Genomic DNA, 26423 nt, shown 5'->3' with positions numbered 1-26423 from the left:
TTGGAATTGATTTAGGAACAGCAAATATTTTGGTGTATAGTAAAAACAAAGGAATTGCGCTTAATGAGCCCTCGGTAGTGGCGATCGATATAGAAACAAAAAACGTAGTAGCCGTCGGGCTCGAAGCTAAAGAAATGATTGGAAAGACACCTGAAAAAATTGTAGCTATTCGTCCTTTAAAGGATGGAGTCATTGCTGACTTTGATGTTACAACCGAAATGCTCAAACATGTGTTACGAAAAGCATCTAAAAAAATGGGTTTTGCCATTCGTAAACCGAATGTTGTCGTCTGTACACCATCAGGCTCCACTAGTGTTGATCGAAGAGCAATTGAAGATGCGGTAAGAAATGCTGGTGCTAAAAAAATATCCTTGATTGAGGAGCCAGTAGCTGCAGCTATTGGGGCAGGCTTACCTGTAGATGAACCAGTCGCCAATGTGATCGTTGATATCGGTGGCGGTAATACAGAGGTTGCCATTATTTCCTTTGGTGGTGTGGTGGCTTGCCACTCGATCAAAATTGGCGGCGATCGCCTTGATGACGATATTATTCAATATGTTCGAAAAGAATACAATGTGTTGATTGGTGAACGGACGGCAGAAAACATCAAAATGGAAATTGGGTATGCGCTAATTGACCATGAGGAGCTTTCCAAGGATGTCCGTGGACGTGACCTTGTGACTGGTTTGCCAAAAACAATTACAATATCATCATACGAGATTCGTAATGCGATTAAAGAATCCCTCCTGCATATTTTAGAAGCAGTCCGAGCTACACTAGAAGATTGTCCTGCAGAACTAAGCGGTGATATCGTTGATAGAGGAGTAATTCTAACTGGCGGGGGATCATTATTGAATGGTATGGAGCAATGGCTTAGTGAGGAAATCTTTGTTCCAGTACAACTCGCCACAAACCCACTAGAATCTGTGGCAGTAGGAACTGGTATGGCACTGCAATATATAGGCAAGCTGCAAGCTACTGTAAAATAGTATTGTTTGTGAAAGGTTTCAATAAAAAAGAAGGCTGAAGGACAAAACCCCTTCAGCCTTTTTCATGGAAACTCGGTCACAATTAGTTACATCACCCGCTTAAACATCTTCTCCATCTCGTAATTAGAGTAGTGGACGATAATCGGTCTTCCATGCGGGCAGGTGAATGGGTCAGATGCTTTTCGTAAATCATCCAAGAGTGCTTGAATTTCATCGTTACGCAAATGGCGATTCGCCTTAATCGAGGCTTTACAGCTCATCATGATTGCTGCTTCTTCACGAAGCTTTTTGATGTCGACTTTTTTCATTGATAAAAGCTGCTCAATCATATCTTCAATAATCAGCTTTTCTTCCCCTTTTGGAAACCATTGCGGATGGGATCGGACAATAAAACTATTCAAGCCGAATTCCTCAAGAAACACTCCGACCTTTTCGAGTTCACTTAGATTCTCCGTTATTTTTACATAATCATCTGTTGAATATTCGAAGGTTATTGGGACGAGCATCTCCTGCAGCTCAGACTGAACCTGTCCCACCTTTTCCCGGAAATACTCATACTTAAGCCGTTCCTGTGCCGCATGTTGATCGATGATATATAAGCCATTTTCATTCTGGGCAAATATATAGGTCCCGTGCATTTGGCCGATTGGGTATAGACGTGGGATTCTGCTTTCACTTTGATCATTATCGATATTAGAATTTATAGTTTGTTTATCCTCAAGTGTATCTTCAATTGATTCGATAATTTGATCATCCGAATCGAAAAATGGTTTTGTTGAATCCCAACTATCTGTTTCTTCTTGTTTTTCAGTTCTTACAGAACTGGATGAAAATGGTGGAACCGGGATTGTCTGAGTTTCCTGAACTGTCTGTGAAGGAACAGGCCATTCCCTATATTTTTCATTATAGTTATTTGTTGTAGGTGTTCCTTCATCCAAAATTAAAGATGTCTGCTCCGATTTAGCTTCTTCTTTTTTCATAGGAGTATAGGCTGTCGGAATTAGAATCTTCGATTTAAATGCATTTTGAATAATTGTTGTAACAAGCTCATCCAGTTCTGCTTCCTTACTAATACGAACTTCCATTTTCGAAGGGTGCACATTAACATCCACCAGAAGGGGATCCATTTCAATATTAAGAAGAACAATCGGAAATCTCCCAATCGGAAGCAAAGTATGGTAGCCTTCCTGTATCGCTTTTGCCAACGGATAATTTTTAATAAATCGGCCATTGATCATCGTAGAAATATAATTTCTTGATGCCCTTGTTACCTCGGGCATCGAGGCAAATCCACTGATAGTATAATCAAGCGATTGCTCGCTGATTGGGACGAGCTGCTTAGCAATGGCAATCCCGTAAATCGCCGCCAGCACCTGACGGACATCACCGTTTCCGTTCGTTTGCAACAGCTTCCGCTCATTATGGATTAAACGAAAAGCGACCTCAGGATGTGATAGGGCGAGCCGATTAACGACATCGGTAATATTTCCAAGTTCTGTGTGGATCGTCTTCATGTATTTTAAACGTGCAGGCGTATTGAAAAATAAATCGGTAATCGTGATATCCGTGCCGCGTCTAGCAGAAGCTTTTTCAAACACTTCCACTTTTCCGCCCTCAATCACCACTCGATTTCCAGCACCTTTTCCAGTAGACGTCTTCATTTCAAGCCTGGAAACCGAAGCGATACTCGGCAGTGCTTCGCCGCGGAATCCAAGGGTGCGGATACGAAACAAATCATTTTCATCTTTGATTTTACTGGTGGCATGGCGTTGAAAGGCGATTAAGACGTCCTCTTCGTCAATTCCGTAACCGTTATCGGTAATCCTAATTTTGGCGAGTCCCGCTTCCTCAACTTCAATTTCAATCACGGTACTACCGGCATCGATCGCATTTTCTACAAGCTCTTTTACGACAGAGGCGGGACGTTCGACAACTTCTCCCGCCGCTATTTTGTTTGAAAGAGCATCATCTAATTGGATAATCTTTCCCATTCGCCTTCACCCCCTACTTTAACTTTTTCTGGAGCTCATACAACATGTTAATCGCCTGAAGCGGGGTAACATCTAATAAATCTAAATCTTTTATCTTCTCTAACACTCGTTTTTCTTTTGAAGTCGGTTCGTGTTTTTTCGGCTCTTTCGGTTCATCAAAGAATGAAAGTTGTGACAGTTGTTCTTGAGGTTCTATTTGGGTAACTGCTTCCGTTTTTATAGGAACAGTTTGAACATCAGGCTGTTCTAAGGCGATTAAAATTTCATTCGCTCGGCTGATTAATTCTGCAGGCAGCTCGGCAAGCTGTGCAACATGGATCCCGTAGCTCTTATCGGCGGGTCCTTCTTTAATTTTATGAAGGAATACGACCTTACCGTTATGCTCAATCGCACTAACGTGAATATTTTTTAACTTCGAAAGTTCTTCATCCAAAACGGTTAGCTCATGGTAATGAGTTGAAAATAAGGTCTTAGACCCAATCCGCTTATGAATATACTCAATAATTGCCTGCGCCAGAGCCATTCCATCATACGTGGAGGTTCCACGTCCGATTTCGTCAAACAAAATCAGGCTGTTTTGTGTCGCGTTGGTAATCGCATTTTTTGCTTCAAGCATTTCGACCATGAAGGTACTCTGACCTGATATCAAATCATCTGCTGCACCAATCCGTGTAAACACTTGGTCAAAAATTGGCAGTACAGCTTCTGAAGCCGGTACATAGCAGCCGATTTGTGCCAAAATGGCTGTCAACGCAATTTGACGCATATACGTACTTTTACCGGACATATTTGGTCCTGTTATTAACAAAACTTCCCGGTCACTATCCATCTGGCAGTCGTTTGGAACATATTCTTGAGAGTTTAATACTTTTTCAACAACTGGGTGACGACCATCTTTTATGGCTACACGACGTTCCATTGAAAACTGCGGTTTAACATAGTGGCGCTCCTCACTTACTTGAGCAAAACATTGCAGCACATCGAGCTCGCTGACAGTTTTTGCTAATGCTTGTAATCGCGGAATCTGTTCCTTTACAATCTCGCGGATTTCGGTAAACAAATCGTATTCAAGTTCACCGCATTTTTCTTCCGCGTGTAAAATTAACGCCTCTTTTTCTTTTAAAGCAGGGGTAATAAAGCGTTCTGCATTTGTTAAGGTTTGCTTACGCTCATACTGGCCTTCTTCCAAAAGATGCAGGTTTGCACGGGTGACTTCGATATAGTAGCCAAATACGCGGTTATAACCAACCTTTAATGATTTAATCCCGGTTTTTTCGCGCTCTTCACGCTCTAACTGAGCAATCCATGTTTTCCCGTTTCGGCTGGCATCACGATATTGATCAAGCCGAGCGTTGTATCCATCACGAATCATATTTCCTTCTTTAAGTGATAGTGGAGGATTTTCAACAATCGCCTGCTCCAACAAATCTGTAATCTCTTCACAGGGGTCAAGCTGCTCCGCAATTTTTTTTACCTGATCATTCTGCATCACTTGAAGGATTTGTTTTAAAAATGGAACCTGCATTAACGAGCGCTTTAATTGCACTAAATCACGGGCATTGACATTGCCAAAGGCAACCCGCCCTGCTAAACGCTCTAAATCATACACTTCTTTTAATTTTCCCCTAATCTCCTGGCGCTCAAAATAATGATTCATCAAGACTTCAACGATCGTTTGGCGATGCTCAATCTCAGCCTGATTTATTAACGGCCGGTCAATCCAGTGCTTTAACATCCTTCCGCCCATTGCGGTCATCGTCTCATCAAGCAGCCATAATAACGACCCTTTTTTCCCTTTGGAACGGATTGTCTCGGTTAATTCAAGATTGCGCTTTGAATAATAATCAATTTTCATATATTGATGGATTTGATAGGTAGCGACTGGCTGAAGATGGTCAAGACTTCTTTTCTGTGACCGATATAAATAGTTAAACAGTCTTGCTGCTGTTTGCTTCAACTTATCTTGATTAAGATCTTTGAGGAGATGGGAAAAGTTCATATCTATTGAACTATTATCCTCAAATGAGATTGCTAGAACATCGCGTTCCCGCATTTTCTTTTGCAGTTCTCCGTCAAAGCTGCTGGAAACAACTACTTCCTTGGCACTTAAAACCGACAGTTCATTCAATACATCATCAAAATGGCTTGAAAGCAAGGTTACCCTGCTTTCGCCTGTTGAAATATCGTTGTAAGCAAATCCGTATGTTTGATCATCAAAAGCGGTAATCGAGGCAATATAATTATTCTCTTTGTCAGTTAACCCCTTGCCATCCATTACAGTTCCCGGTGTGATCAATTGAACAACTTCCCGTTTCACCATGCCTTTTGTTTGTTTTGCATCTTCCATCTGTTCACAAATTGCTACTTTGTATCCTTTTGAAATAAGCTGTTCAATATAGTTTGGAGCTGCATGGTAGGGTACACCGCACATTGGTATTCGTTCCTCAGAACCACCATCACGGCTTGTTAATGTTATTTCTAATTCTTGTGATGCTTTGACCGCATCCTCAAAGAACATTTCGTAAAAATCGCCTAAGCGAAAAAATAAAAAGGCATCTTGATAATCTGCCTTAACGGTTAAATATTGCTGTATCATCGGCGTATAAGCAGCCATAATGACCTCCACGGTTATATTCATTTCGAGTATCTTCGACAAACTATTATAACATAAAATGAAGGTGTCAGGCACTCGTCGATCATTCGCCAAATTAAAAGGGAATTATAAATTTAAATAGAAAATTGGAAAATATACAATTTAAGCAATGGAAAAAGTAAAGGTGCAGAAGAATTCCACTCCTGCACCTTTACAATCAATATCTTATCATTTATTAAAAATTACATTTAGAGTGACAGTACCATTTGCTTGTTCAACAATATTAGTTATTTGAATGCCTGTTTCAGTGCCCTTTTTCGACCATTTGTATAATGAGGTTGTATTTGGACCCGCATTCCCTTTTGGACTTATGGAGGTTACATTGTATTTACCTGGGAATACATCACCTGAATCTCCATCATTCAAATAGCGCTCCATATCAAAGGAACCGTCTGCTTGAATAACACTTACCGCATAATGCCGCTCTCCATTTGCAGGATTTACTGGTACCTGTGCTAAACCGAGATGGTTTAGATCCCAGTTTTGCGCTTCATTTGGCCTCCAGAAATTACGTGAGAGAATATCCTCTACCACATGATAGACGACTAATCCATGCAATTTGTTACCATCTAAGTTGTACTCTAATCCAGCATCAAAACCAGTTTGCTGTCGATTCTCTAATAAGAAGTATTCACGACCATCTGAGCCAGGAGCATTAATCTTATAAATATCAGGCTGCTGTTCTACTGGACGAAGTGTTAGTTGTTGATTTTTATTCACTTCAACCGCTTTTGCAAAGCCAAGATATGTTTTTGACCATGCATCCGGATGGACTGGTGAATTTCCTGAGTAATAACGGTTATTCATGTCACGACCGTATGAACCACCAGCCATTAAACTATACATTCCCACTCCTTCCGAATCATAACCATAATCATATAAATCTGGCAGCCCTAGAACATGACCAAATTCATGTGCAAAAACCCCAACGCTTGGCGGAGATGGTTCTCTTCCATTATAATCCGGTCCCACAAGATCAGGATTTGATATTTTTAAATATCCTGTAATATCCTGCCCCACTTCTGGAACGATATTATACGTATCCACCGCTACACCATCAACCACTGTGTGCTCTAATGTTGACTCATCAGGTTCTTCCCCAGTTTGATAGTATTGTCCGAAATAGCTTGCACTTGTAATATCCCATTTATGTGACCAAATTAGGCTTGGATCCAAGCTAAACTCTGCACCCGTTCCACGATGGATGATTAATAGATTAGGTACAATTTTGTCAATGGTTTGCCCGTCCTTTATAAAAGATGTTGCATCGCCATGCAGCCAGAAATCACCTGGTTGTGCTGGAACAGCATATTGGGAGAAGTCTACATCCTTTGACGCTAGATTAATAGCATCTTTTACCAATTCCCCAATATGTGCATCTCCATTTTCATTATGGTACCCTTTGTTCTGTCCTAAATAATAGTCATAGGAATGCGGCAAGGTATACCATCCTGCAACATCAATATCCATACTGAATTTTCCATAACTAACCTCTTTATAGAAATTCTTCATTGTGCGATTGGTAGAAGCTGCCTTTCCATTGTAGGTTGCTAAATGTTTAAACATATCCAATCTATAAGGATTAAAAGTATCTCCATTTATAAGATCATCAAATTGATTAATTGGGATTGGGTCATAATCAACACCTGGAACAGCACTTTTTCCATCTGCAGCTAAAGGAAAATCCACCACAATGGCAATCCCTTTTGTTTTCAGATCCTCTACCTTTTTGGGCTGTAACCTCTCAGTTTCTTGTGGTTTACTATACGATTTGCCGTTATAGCCGTGTAGTTCTTTTCCTTTAATCACGCCGCCTTTCGATAAAACATCTTTTGAGAGATTCGGATCAACTTTTTGATAGTCTGGTAGCTTGGGTGCAAATTCCTTTTTCGTGACTGTAGTTGATTTCGCAAATGCTGGAACAATAGAGAAAAATACCATTGCTAATACAAGACCAAGCGAAAAAATTTTTTTCATTACATTACCCCCTTTAACAGTTTGGATAAATAGTAATAGTGCTAATACACTATCCATATTATTATAATTTCACCCGTCAGAATATTATGTCGATTATCCTTGTTAGTAAATTTCTTTTTTTGCAATACTTTGTAGAAGAGAAGTGTCTTATGATAGAAAATTATTTTTTTCTTTTTACCTATTAACAGAAAAATAATTTTCTTATTAATAGTTATTTCATGCTGTAAGAACAATAAATTTCATTAGAGGAGTAAAAGCTATTTCATCGAATATACTTTACTAAATGTTTGAATAAAAGAATTAATTATGTAAATGGGGTGGGTAGATGGCAGAGTGGTTTGGCCGGAGTTACAAAAACTATGATTTTCAGATGTTTTCCCTAAGTCACTTTGTTGTTATTTCCATCTTCATTTTAGTTTCGATCTTGCTATTTTTGTTTAGAGATAAGCTGAAAGCAGAAGAATGGAGATATGCAGAAATCGGGGTAGCAATTTCGTTAATTATAATGGAAACAACTTATCATTTATGGATGTTACTAAACGGCAGCTGGAATGTTAGTCATGCCATTCCTCTGGAATTGTGCAGCATCAGCCTGATGTTAACAGTGATATTATTACTGACAAGAAAAAAATTTATTTATGAGATTCTTTTATTTACTGCATTACTAGGCGCATCTCAGGCGTTATTCACCCCGATGTTACATTATGACTTCCCACATTTTCGCTTCTTTCATTTCTTTTATACCCATTTAATGATCATTTGGGTGCCGCTCTATTTTACTTGGGCAAAGGGATACAGGCCATCCATCTGGTCCGTACTAAAATTGTTTATCTTTTTGAATGTTCTAATGCCGGTTATTATGTTTATTAATAAGCTGGTAGACGGAAATTATATGTTCTTAAGTCACAAGCCAAGGAGCGCAAGTTTATTGGATGTTCTCGGCCCCTACCCCTGGTATATTCTATCGTTAGAAGGATTATTGATTTCATTAAGTTTAATCGTTTGGTTGATTTTCCGCGAAAAGGATGTGAAAAAAGCAAAAGTGACCAGGAATCTGCCCATTCAATAATTTCAACTTTTTATTGACCTTTTTCGATTAACTCATTATAATAAAAAACGTTCCTAATAAGTGAATAAATGTCCCAGTAGCTCAGCACGCTCGAGTATGCTTCAATGAATTTTCTTCAGCGTACTGATCGAGCCGCTTCTTGATTAAGCTTTCTGAGATCAGGACGGGATTTTCTAATTGTGTGTGTTTAATAAAGTAAATAGTTTTCTACTTGTCCCAGTAGCTCAGCAGGATAGAGCAACAGTTTCCTAAACTGTAGGTCGGAGGTTCGAATCCTCTCTGGGACGTACAAGAAACCCTTGGTAAACATGGGTTTCTTTTTTTATTCTCCCTTAAATTACTACATATATTTCTTTAATTGGGGTCGAGTTGGTGCAGGATTTATTTTTTACAATTAAACAGCGCTGGATATCTGTTTTAGAACATCCATTATATTGGAGTGTATGTAAATTAAGTGTGATTAATTGTGTAAATTTGAGTTTGAAATTCAATATTTTTATGCTATTCAAAAAGACAATTAGGTATTTATGTTAATCTAAATGTAAAGATTGTGAAATTTTGTACTTAAACTCCCTAGGTTCTGTTTGGTCCAAAAGTTCAACGACTTTCAACAAATTTGAAATTACTTCTTCGCTTGTGTAGTCATCGTTGATCATCATAGGCGATTCTAAAACAAGAACTTTAGCTGCGCCCATATGGCTTTCTGGATGAGTCCATTGGTGTGCCTCCAATAATCAAGATTCGTTCCGATTAGGAACTTCATTATTAAAAAAAATTTGATCAACAGTTGTTATAAGGCATCAGCAATTTTCTTGGCAACTCCCATAGATGGATCCTTACGTCCTGCTTCAATATTTGTGTAATATGCACGAGTAATTCCGGATTTTTCTGCAACTTGTTCATGAGTAAGACCACGTTCTTTTCTTCTTTCGGTTAAATTAGAGCGGTGTTCCACTTTTTCATCTTCGCAGTTCCATTTAGGAACTATTTATATTTCATTTTAGTTCCTAATAGGAACTATATCAATAATTTTGTTCCTAAAATTTACGTTTCTTTTAGGAACAAAAAATAATAAAATTAATTTAGAATGTTCCGGTGGTGATACAATGGCTGTTTTTGCAAATAGATTCAAAAAATTACGGGTTGAAATACTTGGTTTAACTCAAGATCAAATGGCAGAAAAACTGGGTGTTCAAAGACCCACTGTTGCGGGATATGAATCAGAAGAGAAAAATAGGGTACCCAGGAAGGAAACTCTTAATAAAATTGCAGATACATTCGGGGTATCAACTGATTGGTTACTTGGAAACACAGATAATCCTAACATCAATAACAATGATAAAGAATTCCAGGAATTTTTAAACGACCCAACACTGGGCTTCTGGGCTAAAGAATTTAAAGAGTATCCAGAGGCAGAGCAAGAGCTCCGAAAGATATGGGAAATTCTCAAGAATCGGGAAGACGGTCGTAAACCTGGGGACAAACAATAATTAATATTACACCAATGATGAAATTAAGACACCTAGACCACTTTTTTTGGTTTGGGTGTTTTTTGTTTAATTAATATGTTAAAAAAAACACTGTAAAGGAGAACGCAAAAAGTGAATCTTAAAGAAACCTTAGAAATGCTGAACAAAGTTGTAAATGAAAACAAAGAACTAATAAAAAATGAAGAATCAACAAAACAATTTTTGGTCTTACCTCTAATAAGGGGCCTTGGATACGATGTATACAGCCCGCAAGAGGTAACTCCAGAGTTCACAGCAGATTTCCATAAAAAGAATGAAAAAGTAGACTATGCAATTTCTATTAATGGTGTTCCTAAAATATTTGTTGAAGCTAAAACGATCAACACTAAAATAAATAAAAGCGCTCCACAGTTAAGTAGATATTTTAGTACTTTCCCAAGTGTGCGTCTTGGTGTCTTAACAAACGGGATAGAGTATCACTTTTTTACCGATTTAAATAATGCAAACATAATGGATGCTAAGCCGTTTTTTGTTTTTAATATTACAAACTTTAATGAAGAGGATTTCAATAATTTAGTTAAGTTTTCTAAAAACCTTTATGACTATGAAGGCATAAAGTCCATGGCTGAATCTCTGATCTACTTTCAGTCATTTAAAACAGTAATAAAAGAAATTATTGAGAGTCCGAATGATGATTTTATTAAATTTGTTATTAAAGAACGATTCAATTTTAAAGTAACTCAGCAATTTATTAATATGGCTCGGCCTATTGTACAGAAATGTATTCAAGAATCTCTATCTGAAATTATAAGTGAGAAATTTGAAAATCACATTCAAACTCAAGCGCCTCAAGAGGTAGCCGCAGCTGTTGATTCAGTCTCGCAAGAAAATAAAAAGATATATTATACTCAGGAACAATTAGAAACGTTAGGAACCTTTGAAGATTTTGAGGGTGTTAAAGTGGTTCTCCCCAATACAGAATCCTATAAAAATTTATTAAAATTATCAGCAAAAGAATATTCAGTAGAAAAAGGAAATCCCTCAAGTGATTTCTTCGTTTCTTCTGTTCTTACTCAAGGGTCTTCAATTGCAGGTTACCTAATCGGGCAGTACTATAATCAACAAAACGACACTACATTGTACGCAGTAAAGTCAAATGAAATTTCTAAATTCCTGTCAGAGAACCCAATAGTTGAGGAATTAGGCTTTATCAATGCCCGGCTGGGATCTCGAACAAACAAAACTACAAATGAAAAAACATACTATTTGAAGAGCTGCTTAACCAACCTTTCCTTCAGAGAGATTCCAAATCTTATTTCAAAGATAGATGATATTGATGAATTCTTTAAGAAAATTCAATAACTTTTACATCAAAGAAGTAATATAAAAAATTTATTACACACAGGTAACTGTGTAAATATATAAAAATAAAATTGGGGGAATTACAATGGCTAAGGAAAAGGTAAAAAAATCAATCTTTAAGAAATGGTGGTTTTGGGTAGTTGTCGTTATTATTATTGGGGCAATTGCTACAAATGGTGGAGAGGATTCTACTGAAAAATCTAGCAGTGAACCAAAATCTGAAGTTAAAAAGGTAAAGGAAACCTCTAGTAAATCTGCTGACACTGAAAAGAAAACTGAAACTCCAAAAAAGGAAGAAAAACCAGCTGCTAAGAAGGGCGTACTAACAAAAGAGAAATTCGAACAAATTAAAGATGGTATGACCTATGAAGAGGTCGTTGCAATCGTGGGTAGTGAAGGAACGGTTTTGTCTGAGTCAGGCGAAAAAGGAACTGACCTACATACTGTCATGTATGAATTTGAAGCAGATGGCGGCTTCGGTGCAAATGCAAATATGATGTTCCAAGGTAATAAACTAATTAACAAAGCCCAATTTGGACTCGGTGGTGGAGATTCAGGCGTTGAAATTACCAAGGAAGAATTTGATAAAATTCAAAATGGTATGACTTATGAAGAAGTTCAAAAAATCATCGGTGGAGAAGGCGAAGTTATTTCTGAGTCGGGCGAAAAAGGATCGGATATTCATACAATTATGATTCAGTATAATGGTAAGGGTGGTCTTGGAGCAAATGCTAATTTCATGTTCCAGGGCAACAAGTTACAAAATAAAGCTCAATATGGATTATAAAAAATAATAAATTATGCAGAAGTGAATATTTCTTCTGCTTTTTTTGTTATTGTAAAATAGAACGTATGTTTGTATAATTTGTTTGAGGTGACTGTCAATGAATTACATTTATAATCCACTAGAAGACCAAGTAAAGAAATTGTACCAACATCTATCTACCATTGTTCCCGAAGAAATCGACATGATAGATATAGCAGCTAAACTGGACATCTGGCTGCACTTTGAAGACCTATCAAGCAAAGCAATAGAGCATAGCGGTGTCTATTCCATGTTTATTGATAGACGCTTATCTCCGCAGCAACAGTGGCAAGACTTTGGCCATGAGCTTTGCCATGCCCTCATGCATAGTGGCAACCAGCTTAATTTGCCGCTGGAATTTGTAATGTACCAAGAAAGCAAGGCACGGAACTTTGCTCTGCATTTCTGCATTCCTACTTTTATGCTTGAAAGATTGGACCTGCCTCCTATAAAAAAAGAAGCAATTGAAGTTATTTCAAAAACATTTAATGTGGAACTGAATTTTGCTAAGGTTCGTTTAGAACAGTGGCTCCAACAGCAGGATAGCTTTTTATTTTTTGAAAAGATTGTAGAAGCTACTCCTCTCTATGAACTAGAACAAAGTTCAAATGAGGTAATCTATTTAGGCAGCGATGTTGATGATCTACCTGCCCCACCTGAAATGATTGAGGATTCCTAAAAGAATTTGGAGAGGACATTTCATGTTATGCTCCATTAACAATCGGGATGATACAACACCTAAAAAGCACATTTAAAAGAATGGAATCGGAAGAAATGCTAGTACAAAAATAATTTGGAGGTTTATTTCCATGGCCAGTATTGAAAAGCGAGGGAAGAACAGTTACCGCTTGTCGGTTGTAATCGGTTATGAATCCAATGGTGATCCAATACGAGAAAGGAAAACGGTAAAAGCAAAAAACCCAACAGAAGTTAAGAAACTACTTACATTGTTTGAAGCTGAAATCTTAAATGGACAATAACATTAAAGTTGAGGAAACAATGACATTGAACCTTTTCTTTAACGATTGGCTTGAAAAGTACGCAAATGATGAACAAAACTTATCTCCTGATACAAGACAAAATTATGTGAACATCTTAAAGAAACGTATTTTACCTAAATATGGCCATATGAAATTAACTGATATTAAGACCATTCATATTGTTAATTTCGTGAACGATTTAAAGAAAGATGGAAAAAGATTAGACGGGAAAAAGGGGCCTCTCTCCCCTTCTTCCATCGCAAATTGTTACCGCGCCGTTCAATAATATTTTAGCACGAGCAACCGAATGGAATCTATTAAATGAAAATCCTGCTGCCTCTGTAAAACAACCTAAAATCAAAGTAAAAAAATCTGAAGTATATTCCAAAGAAGAAATATCAGAAGTAATGAACCATTTGGAAAAAAAGCCATTTCATTGGCAAGTTCTCATAATGCTTGCCCTTTCTGCCGGTGCAAGGGAAGGGGAAATCGCTGCACTTGAATTTAAACACATCAACTTTGAAAAAGGTGTTATTAACATTGAACAGTCCCTAACCGAGGTTGTAGGTGAAGGAGTTAAACTTAAATCAACAAAAAATGAAAGATATAGATTTGTCTCCCTTCCCACTCCTTTATTAGTAATGTTAAAGAAATTGAAAGTGTAGCGGACTCATGAAAAACTTCTTGCTGGTGATAAAAATGAATGGCCCGATCATTTCTTCATTTTTGCAAATGAATTTGGAAAACCAATACGCCCGGATAGTATTAGTCAATGGTGGAGACGTTTTATAAAGAAATATAAACTTAAACATATTCGATTTCATGAACTAAGACATACATCAGCAACAATATTAATTAATGAAGGTGTTCATGCTAAAGTAATTAGTGAACGTCTTGGTCATGCAGATATTTCTACGATAATGAATATCTACGGCCATGTCCTTGCAGAAGCAGATCAAACAGCTGCAAGTCATTTTGATCCATTCTTTAAAAAAAAAGCAAGCAAGTAACCGCCAGAAAATGACTGTTTTTATTGTTTCTCAACCCCAATTGGGGCAGAATTGGGGTTTACTCTTACCTTCTAGAACCAAGAATTTTTGGGACATAGCATGTAAGCGATAAAGGTTATTCCAACGAAACCTTCACAATATCATCCAAATATTTTGTTGTATTATATCCATAAATCTCCAACCTTTTAGGAATCACTTTCTCTCCTGCGTTATTACCGTCTATCCGTATGCTTTGAATTGTAAAGAAGTGACGGGGCTGCTCGATTTCTTCATATGAGAGAGGTAATTCATTCATATCGTATTCTGCCCCGTTTTTATCAACGATCACTCCTTCAGAATTCATCTCCATTGAATTCGGCTCATTTTCATCCTTACCCACAATATTAAAGTTAAGCACCTCATACGCTCGATTCTCAATATCATGATTGCTTATGACAATAATGGTAGGCTGGCCAACTTCCAGCTTGTCGATTGAGATTGTACTGCCTGCATATTCAAAAGTTTGCGGATATTCCTGAGTAGTATCCAATTCTATGGTTTTATTATCTTCAAACGTTAAATAAACAGATTCAAATTGAACCTTAACCTCTTTTGGTTTTTCTCCAATAAGAGGGCCAAAGTGTGTTTGAAAAGTAGTCCAATTCATGTCTTGCTGTGAATCCATAAAAGTGCTGCCATACATATCAGCTTTCACTTTTTTATTGTTCACTTCTAGATTGTCAAAATTAAGAACTTCTATCCGCTTCGCTGGTTGTTTATTATTAATACCAAATTGCAGAACCGTCGCTGTTGGAGCAATGGTTAGTTTATCAAATCGAACCGGGATCCCCTCGACTTCTGTTTCTTCATCCAATGCATATTCGATAGAGGGCTGTTTTGTTACAGGGATCTTGAAGTTCCACTCCCCTGTTTCATATTCCATCTTCTGGTAAGCCTTAAAACTATTCCGGTCAGAGGAATCACGAATCAATTTCTGAAGCTTTGTGATCTTAAGTTTAATTGTCCCGTTATCCTTTATCAGTGGCAGCAGACTAATCTTTCCGTGATACACGTTCTTATCTTTATTATTTTCATCCGATTTTAGGTCAGGAGGAAAGTACCTAGGAAATGTTTCACGACTCATGATTTCATGTTCGTTATCCACAGAAACACCCTCATGATAATCTATCACATATTGATTATCTTGAGCTGTATCTTCTATTTCATAAAAAACAAGCGTCTGAACATCATCAGCAATCGCACTCTTTATTCTAATTTTCACCCCATTACTTTCCGCTTCAAGGTTCAGCCTTTCACCCAGGTCCTGTTGCAGAAAGGCACGCAATTGCTGATCTTCTTCTGTATATGTATAGTAGAGGTTGGTAAAAGACCCTGTAAAAACTTCTATACCCATTAATAATGCGAAAACACTAGCAAAAATAAGTCCTATTCTTTTACGTTTCTTGTTCTTCTGTTGTCTGTGCTTTTCCTTTTCTGCTAGCCTATCTTTGACGTTCTCCATGAAACCAGATGGCACATGGAAATCCTCCATCCTTTCAGTAAGGTTTAACATAGTTAACATGACATCCTGAAAGGTACCCAAATCCTCCTGACAGCCTTGGCAATGATAAATATGCACCTCGAAATCAACCTTTTTCGTCCGATCTAGGCTTCTTTCTAAGTAATCGATGTAATACTTATGATACTCCTTACAACCATTAAAAGATGACCCGTACCCCATTTCTTTTTTTAGTGACTGAATTCCAGAAAACAAATGCTCTTTCATCTTTTCCATTGAAACTTGGAGAAGGTGGGCAGTTTCCTCCTTAGAAATTCCTTTTATATATGTAAGGACCACCGCCTCTTTCACATACTCTTTTAACTGATCGAGTGCTTTAAATAAATCCTTATGTTGTTCACTTTCCTCAGAAACTTGTAAACTTCTATCATAAGAAAGCTCCCGGCAGGTATGTATAAAAATAGATGTTATCCACGTTTCGAATGATGTTTCTCTTTTAAATCGAGGCAATTCCTTGTGCACTTTTATAATGGACCGGTAAAAAAGCTCTTCCACTTGCTGCTGATTCCTAAGATAGAACCAACCAAGTGTGTAGAACGATTGTTTATGCTGATCGAACCAATCAACGATAGATTCCACGCCTTTTTCACTTATCGTAGTGATTGACATAGTATCTATTTTTGCTGGGATCATAAATGTGTTCCCCCTTTTAACATTCTCTTTATACCTAATGATATATGGAGAGCAAGTTGTTGACAATATCGGTAGCTTAGACAAGAATTTCTTAGCTTTTTAAACCTCGATGAATTAACTACTTAAATTTTGCATAAATCCCAGCATCATTAACTAAGCTATCAACATCAAAATGTTTTGTCTCTATATATGAAAAAAGTTAGAAACCTCTTCATACTCGCTAACATCTAATTGATATGTATGAAAAAGCTTTCATCATCCTTGACGGGTGTTGGGGAAGTATTTTGACGAGCGTTCGCATACGGCTACTACCTGAGCTGTTGGCGCCGTAATTGAGTTGCAATAACGCATGACATTTTTTCGTGTCATCGTTTTTTGATATGGCGTGATGTATTATTTTACTAAACTTTAATTCAACTAGTGGATTGAGATCACTGTTTTTATTTTCTTCACACAATTACGCCTTCATCTATAGACATACCTGCGTTATGAATATTTTATGGCATTTATTCACAAACCAACATAAGAAGTCACATTACGTAAAGGAGATGATCATTGTATGCAACAATGGCACCCGCGCCGCGAGCAAATCACACAAAGCATGTTGCCTCCCGAATTTTCTGTAAATCCTCTCTTCTCCCGCAAAGGAGAAGAGGCCGTTCCACGTTTTCGGATGCGTGAACAAGGCATGTTGCCAGAAACTGCATTTCAAATTGTCCACGATGAAATTGCTCTGGATGGAAATGCCCGTCTCAATCTTGCAACATTCGTTACCACTTGGATGGAACCCTTCGCAGATCGCTTATATGCCAAATCAGTCGAAAAGAACATGATTGATAAGGACGAATACCCGCAGACAGCGGCGATAGAGGAACGGTGTGTTCGAATTCTAGCCGATCTATGGCATTCGCCCTCCCCGCAAAATACTGTAGGTGTTTCGACAACGGGATCGTCGGAAGCGTGTATGCTCGGGGGTCTTGCGTTAAAGAGGCGCTGGCAGAAAGCGCGTAAAGAACAAGGGAAGCCGATTGACCGGCCAAATATCGTATTTAGTTCCGCTGTTCAGGTCGTTTGGGAAAAATTTGCGAACTATTGGGACGTTGAGCCGCGTTTTGTGAATATTACCCCGGATCATCCTTATCTGGATCCCGAGGGTGTACTCGCTGTCGTAGATGAAAATACAATCGGTGTGGTGCCGGTTCTTGGGGTGACCTACACAGGCCTTTACGAACCGGTCGCCGCTATTGCGCGAGCCTTAGATGAGTTTCAGGCCAGAACGGATCTTGATATTCCAATACATGTAGATGCTGCTTCAGGAGGATTTATAGCACCGTTCCTTCAGCCGGACTTAGTCTGGGATTTTCAGTTGACCAGGGTGAAATCCATCAATGTTTCCGGACATAAATATGGATTAGTTTACCCAGGGCTGGGATGGGTCATTTGGCGTGAGGCTGAGGATCTCCCTGAGGATCTTATCTTTCGGGTTTCCTATTTAGGTGGGAACATGCCGACGTTTGCCCTGAATTTCTCTCGGCCTGGCGCACAAGTACTCCTGCAATATTATAACTATTTGCGTTTAGGCAAAGAAGGGTACTATGAGGTGCAAAAGGCGTCTCAGGCAGTGGCGCAATTCCTTAGCAAAGCGATTCATGAGATGGGACCTTTTGACCTATTTACTGACGGGTCGGATATTCCGGTATTATCATGGCGACTGAAAGAAGGCTACACATCAAACTGGAATCTTTATGACTTGTCCCGCCAATTGCGTACATTTGGCTGGCAAGTGCCGGCTTATCCTTTACCCCCTGACATGGAAGATGTCACGATTATGCGCGTTGTAGTTCGAAATGGATTCTCTATGGACTTGGCTCACTTGTTCTTAATGAACTTTACACAAGCTGTTTCCTTTCTGGATTCCCTGGATGGACCAATACCACATGACACGAAATATGACAATGGTTATCACCATTGATGTCGAAACTTCAGAGAGAACATCGGTATTATGTCAAGACCCTTATGTTGGCATAATACCTTCCGTATCATCTCAGTTTTAGAAGGTGTTCAAAAAGAGTCAAACCAAAACTATGCCCACATCCATTTGTTTTTATAAAAGGTGAAACTTTACAGGCTTAATTTAAATACACACCTTGTTGAAAAACATTGTTAGAAACCTAGACCGTTTAACGCACCCTGGTACCATCTCACAATGGAGGTTTTCTATATGTTAATACGGGTAAAGGATGGGGATTTCGAATGGATGCCAGGATTGATAAGCATACTGGTCAGGGGAAGCAAATATATCTAAGCAGTCAAGCCAAAGATGCTACTTCCCCATCATAGATATCCATTGTAGTTTGAATGTTTAAATGACCTAGGCTGAAATAAACAAGATTTTCCTTATAAATTTTGCAGCCAATCTGCCACCAAAGAGTACAAATTGCTTCCCAAACCCAACATAATCAACCTAACATTTAACAAACTAAACCTAATAAAATCAAGCATTTCACTATATAATACAGTTTAATATTACACATTCCTAAACTGTAGGTCGGAGGTTCGAATCCTCTCTAGGACGTCTAAAAACCCTTGCTACGGCAAGGGTTTTTCTGTTTTAACTGTTATAGCTATACATAATAAACAGCTAGTTTGCCGCCAAAATGCCACCAAACTCAACTTAATGCTACCAAATAGCACAAATTACTTTTATCAATACCTATTTAAGTTGTTTATATCCGTACTTTGCAAATGTAATTCACAGTGCGATTTACAATTATTTAATAAGTATTTATGCTGCTTTCGCTTTCTTAATAGTCGTTTCCTTATTAACTTTTAATTTTTCAAAAATGCTTCCTATTGTTAAACCTAGCAAACCAGGAATCACCCAGCCGAAGCCATTTTTTTGCAAAGGAATATTTGATAATACATCTGAAAATGAACCATTTAAAAATGTGGAATTGATGATTTCAATTAAGCTAAATAGTCCGACAAGGCCGATTGTCATGACATATACCGGTCGATTATTAAAAGGTAATCTCTCATGTAATAGACCTAAAATGATTAATGTTATTGCCATTGGATACACTAAGCCGAGCACTGGGACAGATACTTTTAATATTTGAGAGAGACCAAGATTTGCTACAAAACCACTGATCACACATAAAAGGATTGCCCATTTTATATAAGATAATTTTGGGAAAATACTTGAAAAATATTGAGCGCATGATGTGATTAATCCTATACAAACACATAAACAAGCAAGTGTAAAAATTAATCCTAAAACAATTATTCCACTCTGTCCAAGCAATTGCTGTAATACAGTACTTAAAACAATCGCTCCATTATCAACTTTTCCTGGTATTGAAGCGGAAGCTCCTAAGTACGCAATAATAAAATAACAAATAGTTAAAAGCAGACCGCAAATAAGTCCAATTATCGCTAAATATTTAACTTGTATTGATTGCTTGGTTATTTTTTTACTCTTGAAAATATTAGTAAATATAATTCCGTAAATTAATGCTCCAATGGCATCCATTGTTTGATATCCATCTAAAAATCCTTGAGAGATGGGATTCTCTTTATAAGATAAAGTAGCTTCTTTAAAGCTGGATAAATCAGTAAATAAAGCTTTGATAAAAACGATCATGATTAATACTAATAAAGAAGGTGTTAAAATCTTTCCAAATCTGTCTACTAATTTAGATGGAGATTTTGCAAACCAAAAGACGATACTAAAAAATACTATTGTATAAACCAAAAGTGCGATAGGTGAAGACTCGATTGCATTTGGTAAAAAGGGCTTAACTCCCATTTCATAAGCAAGACTGCCTGCACGCGGAATTGCAAGTCCAGGTCCTATTGACAAATAAATCGCCATGGGAAATAGTAAAGCAAAAATAGGATTAACTCTATTAGTTAAAGCATCGAATGTTCCTGATTTTGCAATCGCTATAAAAGCTAATAATGTAAGACCCGCATCAGAAATAATAAACCCACTAACCGCTTGCCATACATTTTCTCCAGCAGCTTGTCCCAAATAGGCAGGGAAAATTAAATTTCCAGCACCGAATAACATTGAAAATAACATAAACCCGATGAACATGACTTCTCTTTTGGTTAATTTATTCAAACAATTCACCTCGATTGAATATTGTTATATGAAAATACTTAATTATTCTAGCAAGTATCCGTTATTTTGAGTATTAAATAGTAAAAAGTACTAATATATTTCACTAAATTAGAAAGAGTCCCCTTAGCAAACATTTTTTTCCTCTTCAAAATTAATCAACCTAAAAAGATGATACAAAAAATTGTATCACCTCAAATTATTGCTTCTATAAAACCGCCTCTATTTATGGTAAGGTTCACCGTAATGTTCCTAAATGAGGTTTTTTTAAACCAAATGTCTAAAAGCATGACATCGCCATCTTCAATTTCATTAATAGTCAACCCTCCCAAGCCCAATAAAATATTCTTAATGAAGTCTTTGAATTCCACCATATTCAATTTTTTCATTTTTTAAATTATATTCCTTTAGGATTTTCTTTAGTTCTTCAAAGGGTGAAACATTTAGACTTTTATACAAATTACCTTTCTTTACTGGTCTTGTGTGTTTTACGGAAACACTATCGAGGACCGAAATCTTATTTGTCGGATTATCTAATAATATTGGCCAAAGGAAGTCAAGACCCCATCCGGATTTAACCTTCCCGAAGGTTTCCCAGCACATTTTTAAAGCATAAGATGAAAATATGGGTACCATTATTTCTACAAAATTTGTATATCGCAAAATATATAAAGGATTTTCTAGTGTTATATAATGAGAAAAAAAGGAATCTCGAGTTAAAGCAGGTTGTGCCAACCATAAATCATGTGCTGAAAATAAATCAAACATTTTACTAATAGTGCAGGCGTTAGTATAGATGTCATCTGCTATAAAACAAACTGCATCGTACTTAAAAAAGAAATCCCCTAAATTGTTTAATAAGTTATAGTGCCCAGGCCATCTAGGTCCTTTGTTTTGGTAATAAAAATCCCCATCATTTACAAATAAATCTGGCTTATCACCGTAATAATCAATAAGCAAGTCAAAATTCTTATAGTCTTTCGGCTCAATCCAAGACTTATGCAAGGAATTATCACCGGCTCTACATACAAGGAGATAGCGATTTTTTTCAATTTTATTCAATGAATACCCCCCAATTTAAATTAAGGATTAAATAAACGCCACAACTTGAAAGCCTTCTGTAACACAGGTTACTTAAACCAATTACTTTATCATTGAATATTCTTATGATGTCGTTAGGTACAACCCCTCCATGAACTCTTTTTCTTGCATTACTGCCCATGTGTCTCCATCGTTCTACAATGAAACTTACTTATTCAATTCTTTGAATTTTGCCACGAGGTAATTTCAAAATGAACTATCTTTTTTACTTTCTCCTGAAATTTCCTTAAATAAGTTTAAGGCACGTGCTACTGCTTGATCCATATTGTAATATTTATAGTCTGCAAGTCGCCCCGCAAAAAGTACTTTATCCTTAATTTGTTCCGCCTCTTTGAGATATTGATGATAAAGTTCGCGATTCTCCTTTTTTGGTATAGGGTAATAAGGATCAGTTATTCCGATAAGGTAATCTTGAGGATATACATACGTTATGGTTGTCTTTGGAGATATTTGACCAGTGAGGTGCTTTTGCTCAAGTATACGAGTAAAGTCATATTCATTAGGATAATTAATCGTTCCCGCTTCTTGAAAGTATTCCTGATTTTTCGTAACAAAATCGAAATGAAGACTCCGATATGGAAGTTCTCCATGCTTATAATCAAAAAAGGCATCTATGGGACCGGTATAAATCATTCGATTAAATTTAACATCATCTATAATTTCACGATAATCAGTATTTAATAAAATTTTGATATTAGGATGGTTTAACATCCGTTTAAAGAGGGATTCATAACTTGGTATTGGAATAGCTTGGTAAGTATCTTGAAAATAACGGTTGTCCCTACTAATATGAACTGGTACTCTTGCGGTGACTGAAGGATCAAGTTCCTCAGGCTTTAGATTCCAATGCTTTAGTGTATATTTATGGAAAACTTTTTTATAGATATAATCCGCCAAAAAGCTCAGATCCCCACTAGAGCTTTCTCTCAGCTTCAAAATAGGTACTTTTGTTCCAAAACCGAAATGTTGGATCAGCAGTTTTTCAAGAGTTTCTGCGTACTCTTTTGGAAACAGAGCATATATAGAATTGAGATTGAATGGAACAGGTACTTTTTTTCCATCAACTACAACAAGCACTTCATGAAAGTACGGTCTCCATTCTGTAAATTTGGAAAGATAATTCCAAACCAATTTTGAGTTTGTATGGAAAGTATGTGACCCATATTTATGGATCAATATCCCTTCCTTATCATAGCAATCATATGAGTTACCACCTATATGATTTCTGCGTTCAACTAATAATATCTTTTGGTCTAGTTGGGATGCAATTCGTTCAGCCAACGTTGCGCCAGTAAAACCGGCCCCAACAATAACCCAATCAATCTTCAAAACTAAATAACCACCTTTCTATACAAATTACATCCCTTTATTTTATTTGTCATCGAACTGTCAAAATAAGATGAATCGAATTTTATACATTCTTTAAACGTTTCTATCAATATATTCCTTAAATATTAATTGGATTGGATGTATGATGAATTTTTCAGATAAATAAACGATTATACCTAATCTACTGCTATATCTGAGAATCTCAAGCTAGGGACTATTAGAAGTGGAACATTATATACTGATGTTAAAGAGGGGGGTAATGGGATGACTTAGAGTGAATTTGTAATGAATACGGAAGTTACTTATCCGTTTGATTAACATAGTGGCCAAGGTGCTGTTTATAAATAAAAAGTATTTCATGAAATAGCTATAGAAAAAGGCATTTATCACAAGCTTCCGAAAAGGAAAATGCCATGATAATACAGAATCGAATCCTTCCACTCTAAGTTAAAAGTCGGAAGGATTCACATTTAGATATTAGTAGAGGTTTTTTAACTGAACATTAAATGGTTAAAAAGACCCCCTACTTAATTTTTTGTACTTTTAATAACCTCATTTACTTATGATACGGTTCACCGTAACGTATCTAAATGAGGTTTTCAATTCAAATCTTTATTTGGTATAACAATAAGTAGGGAATTAAGCTCCATTATTTCTTGCTTGTTGGTACTTTTATTTCTTCCTTCTTCCTTTCTGAAATCAACTTTAAATCATCAGCATACTTAATATTGGTACCCCATCCAATTACCTCATTGGAAGCTCAAGTTCAACATCATATATTATTTCGTTGCAGTAATATCCCCTTTTACTTTATTTAAACAAAAACATATGCTTTCTTGTTTTAGTATTGTACCATACTAAAAATATGCTAAATATAATCATTTGGAAAGGAACTTAAGATGAATCCACAATTAGAAATGCTAATCGATATTTTTGAACGGGCGGCACTATTGCTAATTTGCTTGTTTTTTTTAACAAGGGTTCCCAGGTTTAAAGAGTATCTCCATAAAGAACAGCACTCGCTTTCAGAGAGAATTGTCATCACTCTTATCTTTTGTTTATTTGCCATTTTTGGAACCTATACCGGAATTAATGTAGAAGGTTCTTTAGTCAATGTTAGAATTATCGCTGTCATATCCGGGGGTATATTATTCGGGCCATGGATAGGGATCATTACCGGTATTGTTTCAGGTGTGCATCGCTATTTAATTGATATCGGTGGAGTAACATCCGTTCCATGCCTGATTACAAGTATTATTGCCGGGATAGCATCCGGGTATATTAACCTTAAAGTAAAAAAATCGCAGCGTTGGATTTACGGGATTGCTGCAGGTATGAGCTGCGAAGTCCTTACCATGCTATTGATACTTGCTATGGCAGACCCCTTTAAACTTGGCCTGGATATTGTATCAAAAATTGGCTTTCCAATGATTGCAGGCGAAGTCAATGTCGGCTTGATTGTTTTATTGGTAATGAGTGTAGAAGATGAAAAGGAAAGGATTGCTGCTAAACAAGCAAAGTTAGCATTGGACATTGCGAATAAAACATTGCCTTATTTTCGTTCGATCAATACAGAATCGTTGAAAAAAATTTGTACAATCATCAAAGATCAAATTCATGCCGATGCAGTGGCTATAACCGATACTGAAATTGTCCTTGCATATGTCGGCTTTGGTGAAGAACGCTATAAGCAAGGACAAGAAATCCTCAGTGATCTAACAAAAGCAACGATCCGTAGCGGTGAAATCACAATTAGAAACCATGTGACTGACCAACAAACTCCTGAGATTCAGTCCCTGCTCATCATGCCGTTTGAAGAGCGTGGGGAAGTCACGGGAGCTCTCAAAATTTATTACCGCAAAGCCTCCAAAATGACCTATCCTTTGCAAACGATGGCAATTGGTTTGTCACAAATTTTTTCCACCCTTATGGAGATATCCCGTGTCGAACAGATTAAGGAGGCGGCCAACAAAGCAGAACTAAAGGCGCTGCAAACAAAAATTAACCCGCATTTTCTTTTCAATGCTCTGAATGCCATTGCGTCGACAACCCGGCGTAATCCAGAAAAAGCTCGCGAGTTGATTATTACTTTATCAAGCTATATGCGCTACAATCTGGAGTTAAGCGATGAATTTATCGATATTCATGACGAATTACAACAGGTACATGATTATATAGAAATTGAAAAGGCCCGTTTTGGCTCTAAACTTCAGGTGGAATATGATATTGAAAACGTAAAAATAAAACTTCCTAGTCTGCTTATTCAGCCGCTGGTCGAAAATGCAATTATTCATGGCATACTAAAAACAAAGGGTTCTGGTACTGTCACAATTGCTGTGAATGATTTGGGTGATAAAGTCCGTATTAGCGTAAAGGATACGGGAGCAGGGATAGCAGATGAAGTGGTAAAGAATTTGTACCGCGATGATGTTCCTGCAAAGAATATCGGATTATATAATGTCCATCAGCGTGTTAAATTGATTTATGGTAAAGGATTAATCATCAAAAGGTTATCCCCGGGTACTGAAGTTTATTTTGATATTGTAAAGGAGAAAAAATGAAAGCAATCATTGTTGAGGATGAATTTCCTGCAAGAGAAGAATTAAAATATTTGATTGATGCATATAGCAGCATTCAAGTAACTAATTGCTTTGAAGATGGATTAGATGTCCTAAAATTTTTACAAGAAAATGAAACAGATGCTATTTTTCTTGATATCAACATTCCTTCCCTCGATGGGATGCTGCTGGCAGGCAATATAAGTAAGTTTGCAAAAAAACCCTATATTATCTTTACAACAGCATACAAAGAGCATGCGGCTCAGGCATTTGAACTTGAAGCCTTTGATTACATCCTCAAGCCATATGATGAGAAGCGGATTGCTTCCATGTTGCATAAGCTCGAGGCTGCTTTTTTACGTGATTTAAATCAAACAGATAAAGAAGAGGAGTTTTCTTTCCAAAAAAAGGATTCTTTCAAAGGTCTGGGAACGGATGTCCGAGTAAACTTGCGAAAAAACGATAAAATAATCGTCACAGATGTAAATGATATTTATTACGCGATGGCGAGCGAAAAGGTCACACTGGTCTATACATTTCATGAAGAATATACGATGCCAATGAGTATATCAGAATTCCATTCTGCTCTGCCCCAGAATCTTTTTTTTCGCTGCCATCGATCTTATACAGTGAATTTATCCAAAATCCGTGAAATCGTCCCTTGGTTTAATCAAACCTATATTATTCATCTTAAGGACTTTAATGCTGAGATTCCTGTAAGCCGGAGCAAAGTAAAAGAGTTTCGACAAATTATGCGATTTTAACTGCAATTCATTCCATTCTTTAAGCATTTGGTTCTGAATACAATTTCATAAT

19 protein-coding genes, 1 tRNA gene and 1 pseudogene are annotated in these 26423 nt (G+C 37.1%); 13 read left to right on the top strand and 8 right to left on the bottom strand.

Going from position 1 to position 26423, the window contains the following annotated elements:
• The coding region (gene mreBH, locus V7150_RS10865) for a rod-share determining protein MreBH (RefSeq protein WP_335517505.1) at positions 1 to 989 on the top strand (989 nt) is incomplete at its 5' end.
• Between the two features lie 86 nt (positions 990 to 1075).
• Here the strand turns inward: mreBH and mutL are convergent.
• From mutL to V7150_RS10850, 3 genes are all read right to left on the bottom strand, one after another.
• Complete coding sequence (mutL, locus tag V7150_RS10860) at positions 1076 to 2980, bottom strand: DNA mismatch repair endonuclease MutL (protein ID WP_335517502.1); 1905 nt, start codon at positions 2978 to 2980, stop codon at positions 1076 to 1078.
• A gap of 13 nt (positions 2981 to 2993) precedes the next feature.
• Positions 2994 to 5594 (bottom strand): DNA mismatch repair protein MutS, encoded by a 2601-nt coding sequence (mutS, locus tag V7150_RS10855; protein ID WP_335517513.1) that lies wholly within the window; start codon positions 5592 to 5594, stop codon positions 2994 to 2996.
• Positions 5595 to 5801: 207 nt separating this feature from the next.
• Positions 5802 to 7610: a M6 family metalloprotease domain-containing protein gene (locus V7150_RS10850; protein ID WP_335517499.1), complete on the bottom strand. Its 1809-nt coding sequence runs from the start codon at positions 7608 to 7610 to the stop codon at positions 5802 to 5804.
• A gap of 325 nt (positions 7611 to 7935) precedes the next feature.
• Between V7150_RS10850 and V7150_RS10845 the strand changes: the two genes are divergently transcribed.
• The gene (locus V7150_RS10845) at positions 7936 to 8679 is read left to right on the top strand and encodes a YwaF family protein (RefSeq protein ID WP_335517496.1); all 744 of its coding nucleotides are present in this window, start codon (positions 7936 to 7938) and stop codon (positions 8677 to 8679) included.
• A 213-nt stretch (positions 8680 to 8892) separates the two neighbouring features.
• Positions 8893 to 8966, top strand: a tRNA-Arg gene (locus V7150_RS10840).
• 503 nt (positions 8967 to 9469) lie between these two features.
• Here V7150_RS10840 and V7150_RS10835 read toward each other — a convergent pair.
• Positions 9470 to 9634, bottom strand: coding sequence for a helix-turn-helix transcriptional regulator (locus V7150_RS10835; protein WP_335517493.1), 165 nt, complete (start codon positions 9632 to 9634; stop codon positions 9470 to 9472).
• 151 nt (positions 9635 to 9785) lie between these two features.
• Between V7150_RS10835 and V7150_RS10830 the strand changes: the two genes are divergently transcribed.
• The 7 genes and pseudogenes from V7150_RS10830 (at position 9786) to V7150_RS10800 (ending at position 14305) form a co-directional block, all read left to right on the top strand.
• A complete protein-coding gene (locus V7150_RS10830) occupies positions 9786 to 10169 on the top strand; it encodes a helix-turn-helix domain-containing protein (RefSeq protein ID WP_335517491.1) in 384 nt (127 codons plus the stop codon).
• A 111-nt stretch (positions 10170 to 10280) separates the two neighbouring features.
• Positions 10281 to 11510 carry a type I restriction endonuclease gene (locus V7150_RS10825; protein ID WP_335517488.1) on the top strand — a complete coding sequence of 410 codons (1230 nt, stop codon included), beginning with the start codon at positions 10281 to 10283 and terminating at the stop codon, positions 11508 to 11510.
• Positions 11511 to 11595: 85 nt separating this feature from the next.
• On the top strand, positions 11596 to 12297 hold the full coding sequence (locus V7150_RS10820) for a DUF3862 domain-containing protein (protein ID WP_335517486.1): 702 nt from the start codon (positions 11596 to 11598) through the stop codon (positions 12295 to 12297).
• Between the two features lie 97 nt (positions 12298 to 12394).
• Entirely contained in the window at positions 12395 to 12994 is a 600-nt protein-coding gene (locus V7150_RS10815; RefSeq protein ID WP_335517483.1) for an ImmA/IrrE family metallo-endopeptidase, read from the top strand.
• A 130-nt stretch (positions 12995 to 13124) separates the two neighbouring features.
• Positions 13125 to 13295, top strand: a complete 171-nt coding sequence (locus V7150_RS10810; protein WP_335517478.1) for a hypothetical protein — start codon at positions 13125 to 13127, stop codon at positions 13293 to 13295.
• A complete protein-coding gene (locus tag V7150_RS10805; protein WP_335517475.1) occupies positions 13285 to 13581 on the top strand; it encodes an N-terminal phage integrase SAM-like domain-containing protein in 297 nt (98 codons plus the stop codon). Before V7150_RS10810 ends, V7150_RS10805 begins: the two co-directional genes overlap by 11 nt.
• A pseudogene (locus tag V7150_RS10800) lies at positions 13559 to 14305 on the top strand (site-specific integrase). The gene V7150_RS10805 and the pseudogene V7150_RS10800 overlap by 23 nt, the downstream one beginning before the upstream one ends.
• 115 nt (positions 14306 to 14420) lie before the next feature.
• Here the strand turns inward: V7150_RS10800 and V7150_RS10795 are convergent.
• On the bottom strand, positions 14421 to 16496 hold the full coding sequence (locus V7150_RS10795; protein WP_335517472.1) for a DUF4179 domain-containing protein: 2076 nt from the start codon (positions 16494 to 16496) through the stop codon (positions 14421 to 14423).
• Positions 16497 to 17055: 559 nt separating this feature from the next.
• On the opposite strand from V7150_RS10795, the gene V7150_RS10790 reads away from it, so the two are divergent.
• Positions 17056 to 18468, top strand: coding sequence for a glutamate decarboxylase (locus V7150_RS10790; protein ID WP_335517469.1), 1413 nt, complete (start codon positions 17056 to 17058; stop codon positions 18466 to 18468).
• Between the two features lie 813 nt (positions 18469 to 19281).
• Here V7150_RS10790 and brnQ read toward each other — a convergent pair.
• The 3 genes from brnQ to glf form a co-directional block, all read right to left on the bottom strand.
• Complete coding sequence (brnQ, locus tag V7150_RS10785) at positions 19282 to 20622, bottom strand: branched-chain amino acid transport system II carrier protein (RefSeq protein ID WP_335517465.1); 1341 nt, start codon at positions 20620 to 20622, stop codon at positions 19282 to 19284.
• A 345-nt stretch (positions 20623 to 20967) separates the two neighbouring features.
• On the bottom strand, positions 20968 to 21681 hold the full coding sequence (locus V7150_RS10780) for a DUF707 domain-containing protein (RefSeq protein WP_335517463.1): 714 nt from the start codon (positions 21679 to 21681) through the stop codon (positions 20968 to 20970).
• Between the two features lie 225 nt (positions 21682 to 21906).
• A complete protein-coding gene (gene glf, locus V7150_RS10775; protein ID WP_335517460.1) occupies positions 21907 to 23049 on the bottom strand; it encodes a UDP-galactopyranose mutase in 1143 nt (380 codons plus the stop codon).
• 899 nt (positions 23050 to 23948) lie between these two features.
• Between glf and V7150_RS10770 the strand changes: the two genes are divergently transcribed.
• Together V7150_RS10770 and V7150_RS10765 are read left to right on the top strand one after the other, a co-directional pair.
• Entirely contained in the window at positions 23949 to 25610 is a 1662-nt protein-coding gene (locus V7150_RS10770; protein WP_335517457.1) for a sensor histidine kinase, read from the top strand.
• The gene (locus V7150_RS10765) at positions 25607 to 26371 is read left to right on the top strand and encodes a LytR/AlgR family response regulator transcription factor (protein WP_335517454.1); all 765 of its coding nucleotides are present in this window, start codon (positions 25607 to 25609) and stop codon (positions 26369 to 26371) included. The genes V7150_RS10770 and V7150_RS10765 overlap by 4 nt, the downstream gene beginning before the upstream one ends.
• The last annotated feature ends 52 nt before the right edge of the window (positions 26372 to 26423 follow it).

It is taken from the genome of Neobacillus drentensis (assembly GCF_036965245.1).
Taxonomy (GTDB): Bacteria; Bacillota; Bacilli; order Bacillales; family Cytobacillaceae; genus Neobacillus; species Neobacillus drentensis_G.
This window is presented reverse-complemented; position numbering and strand designations above follow the sequence as displayed.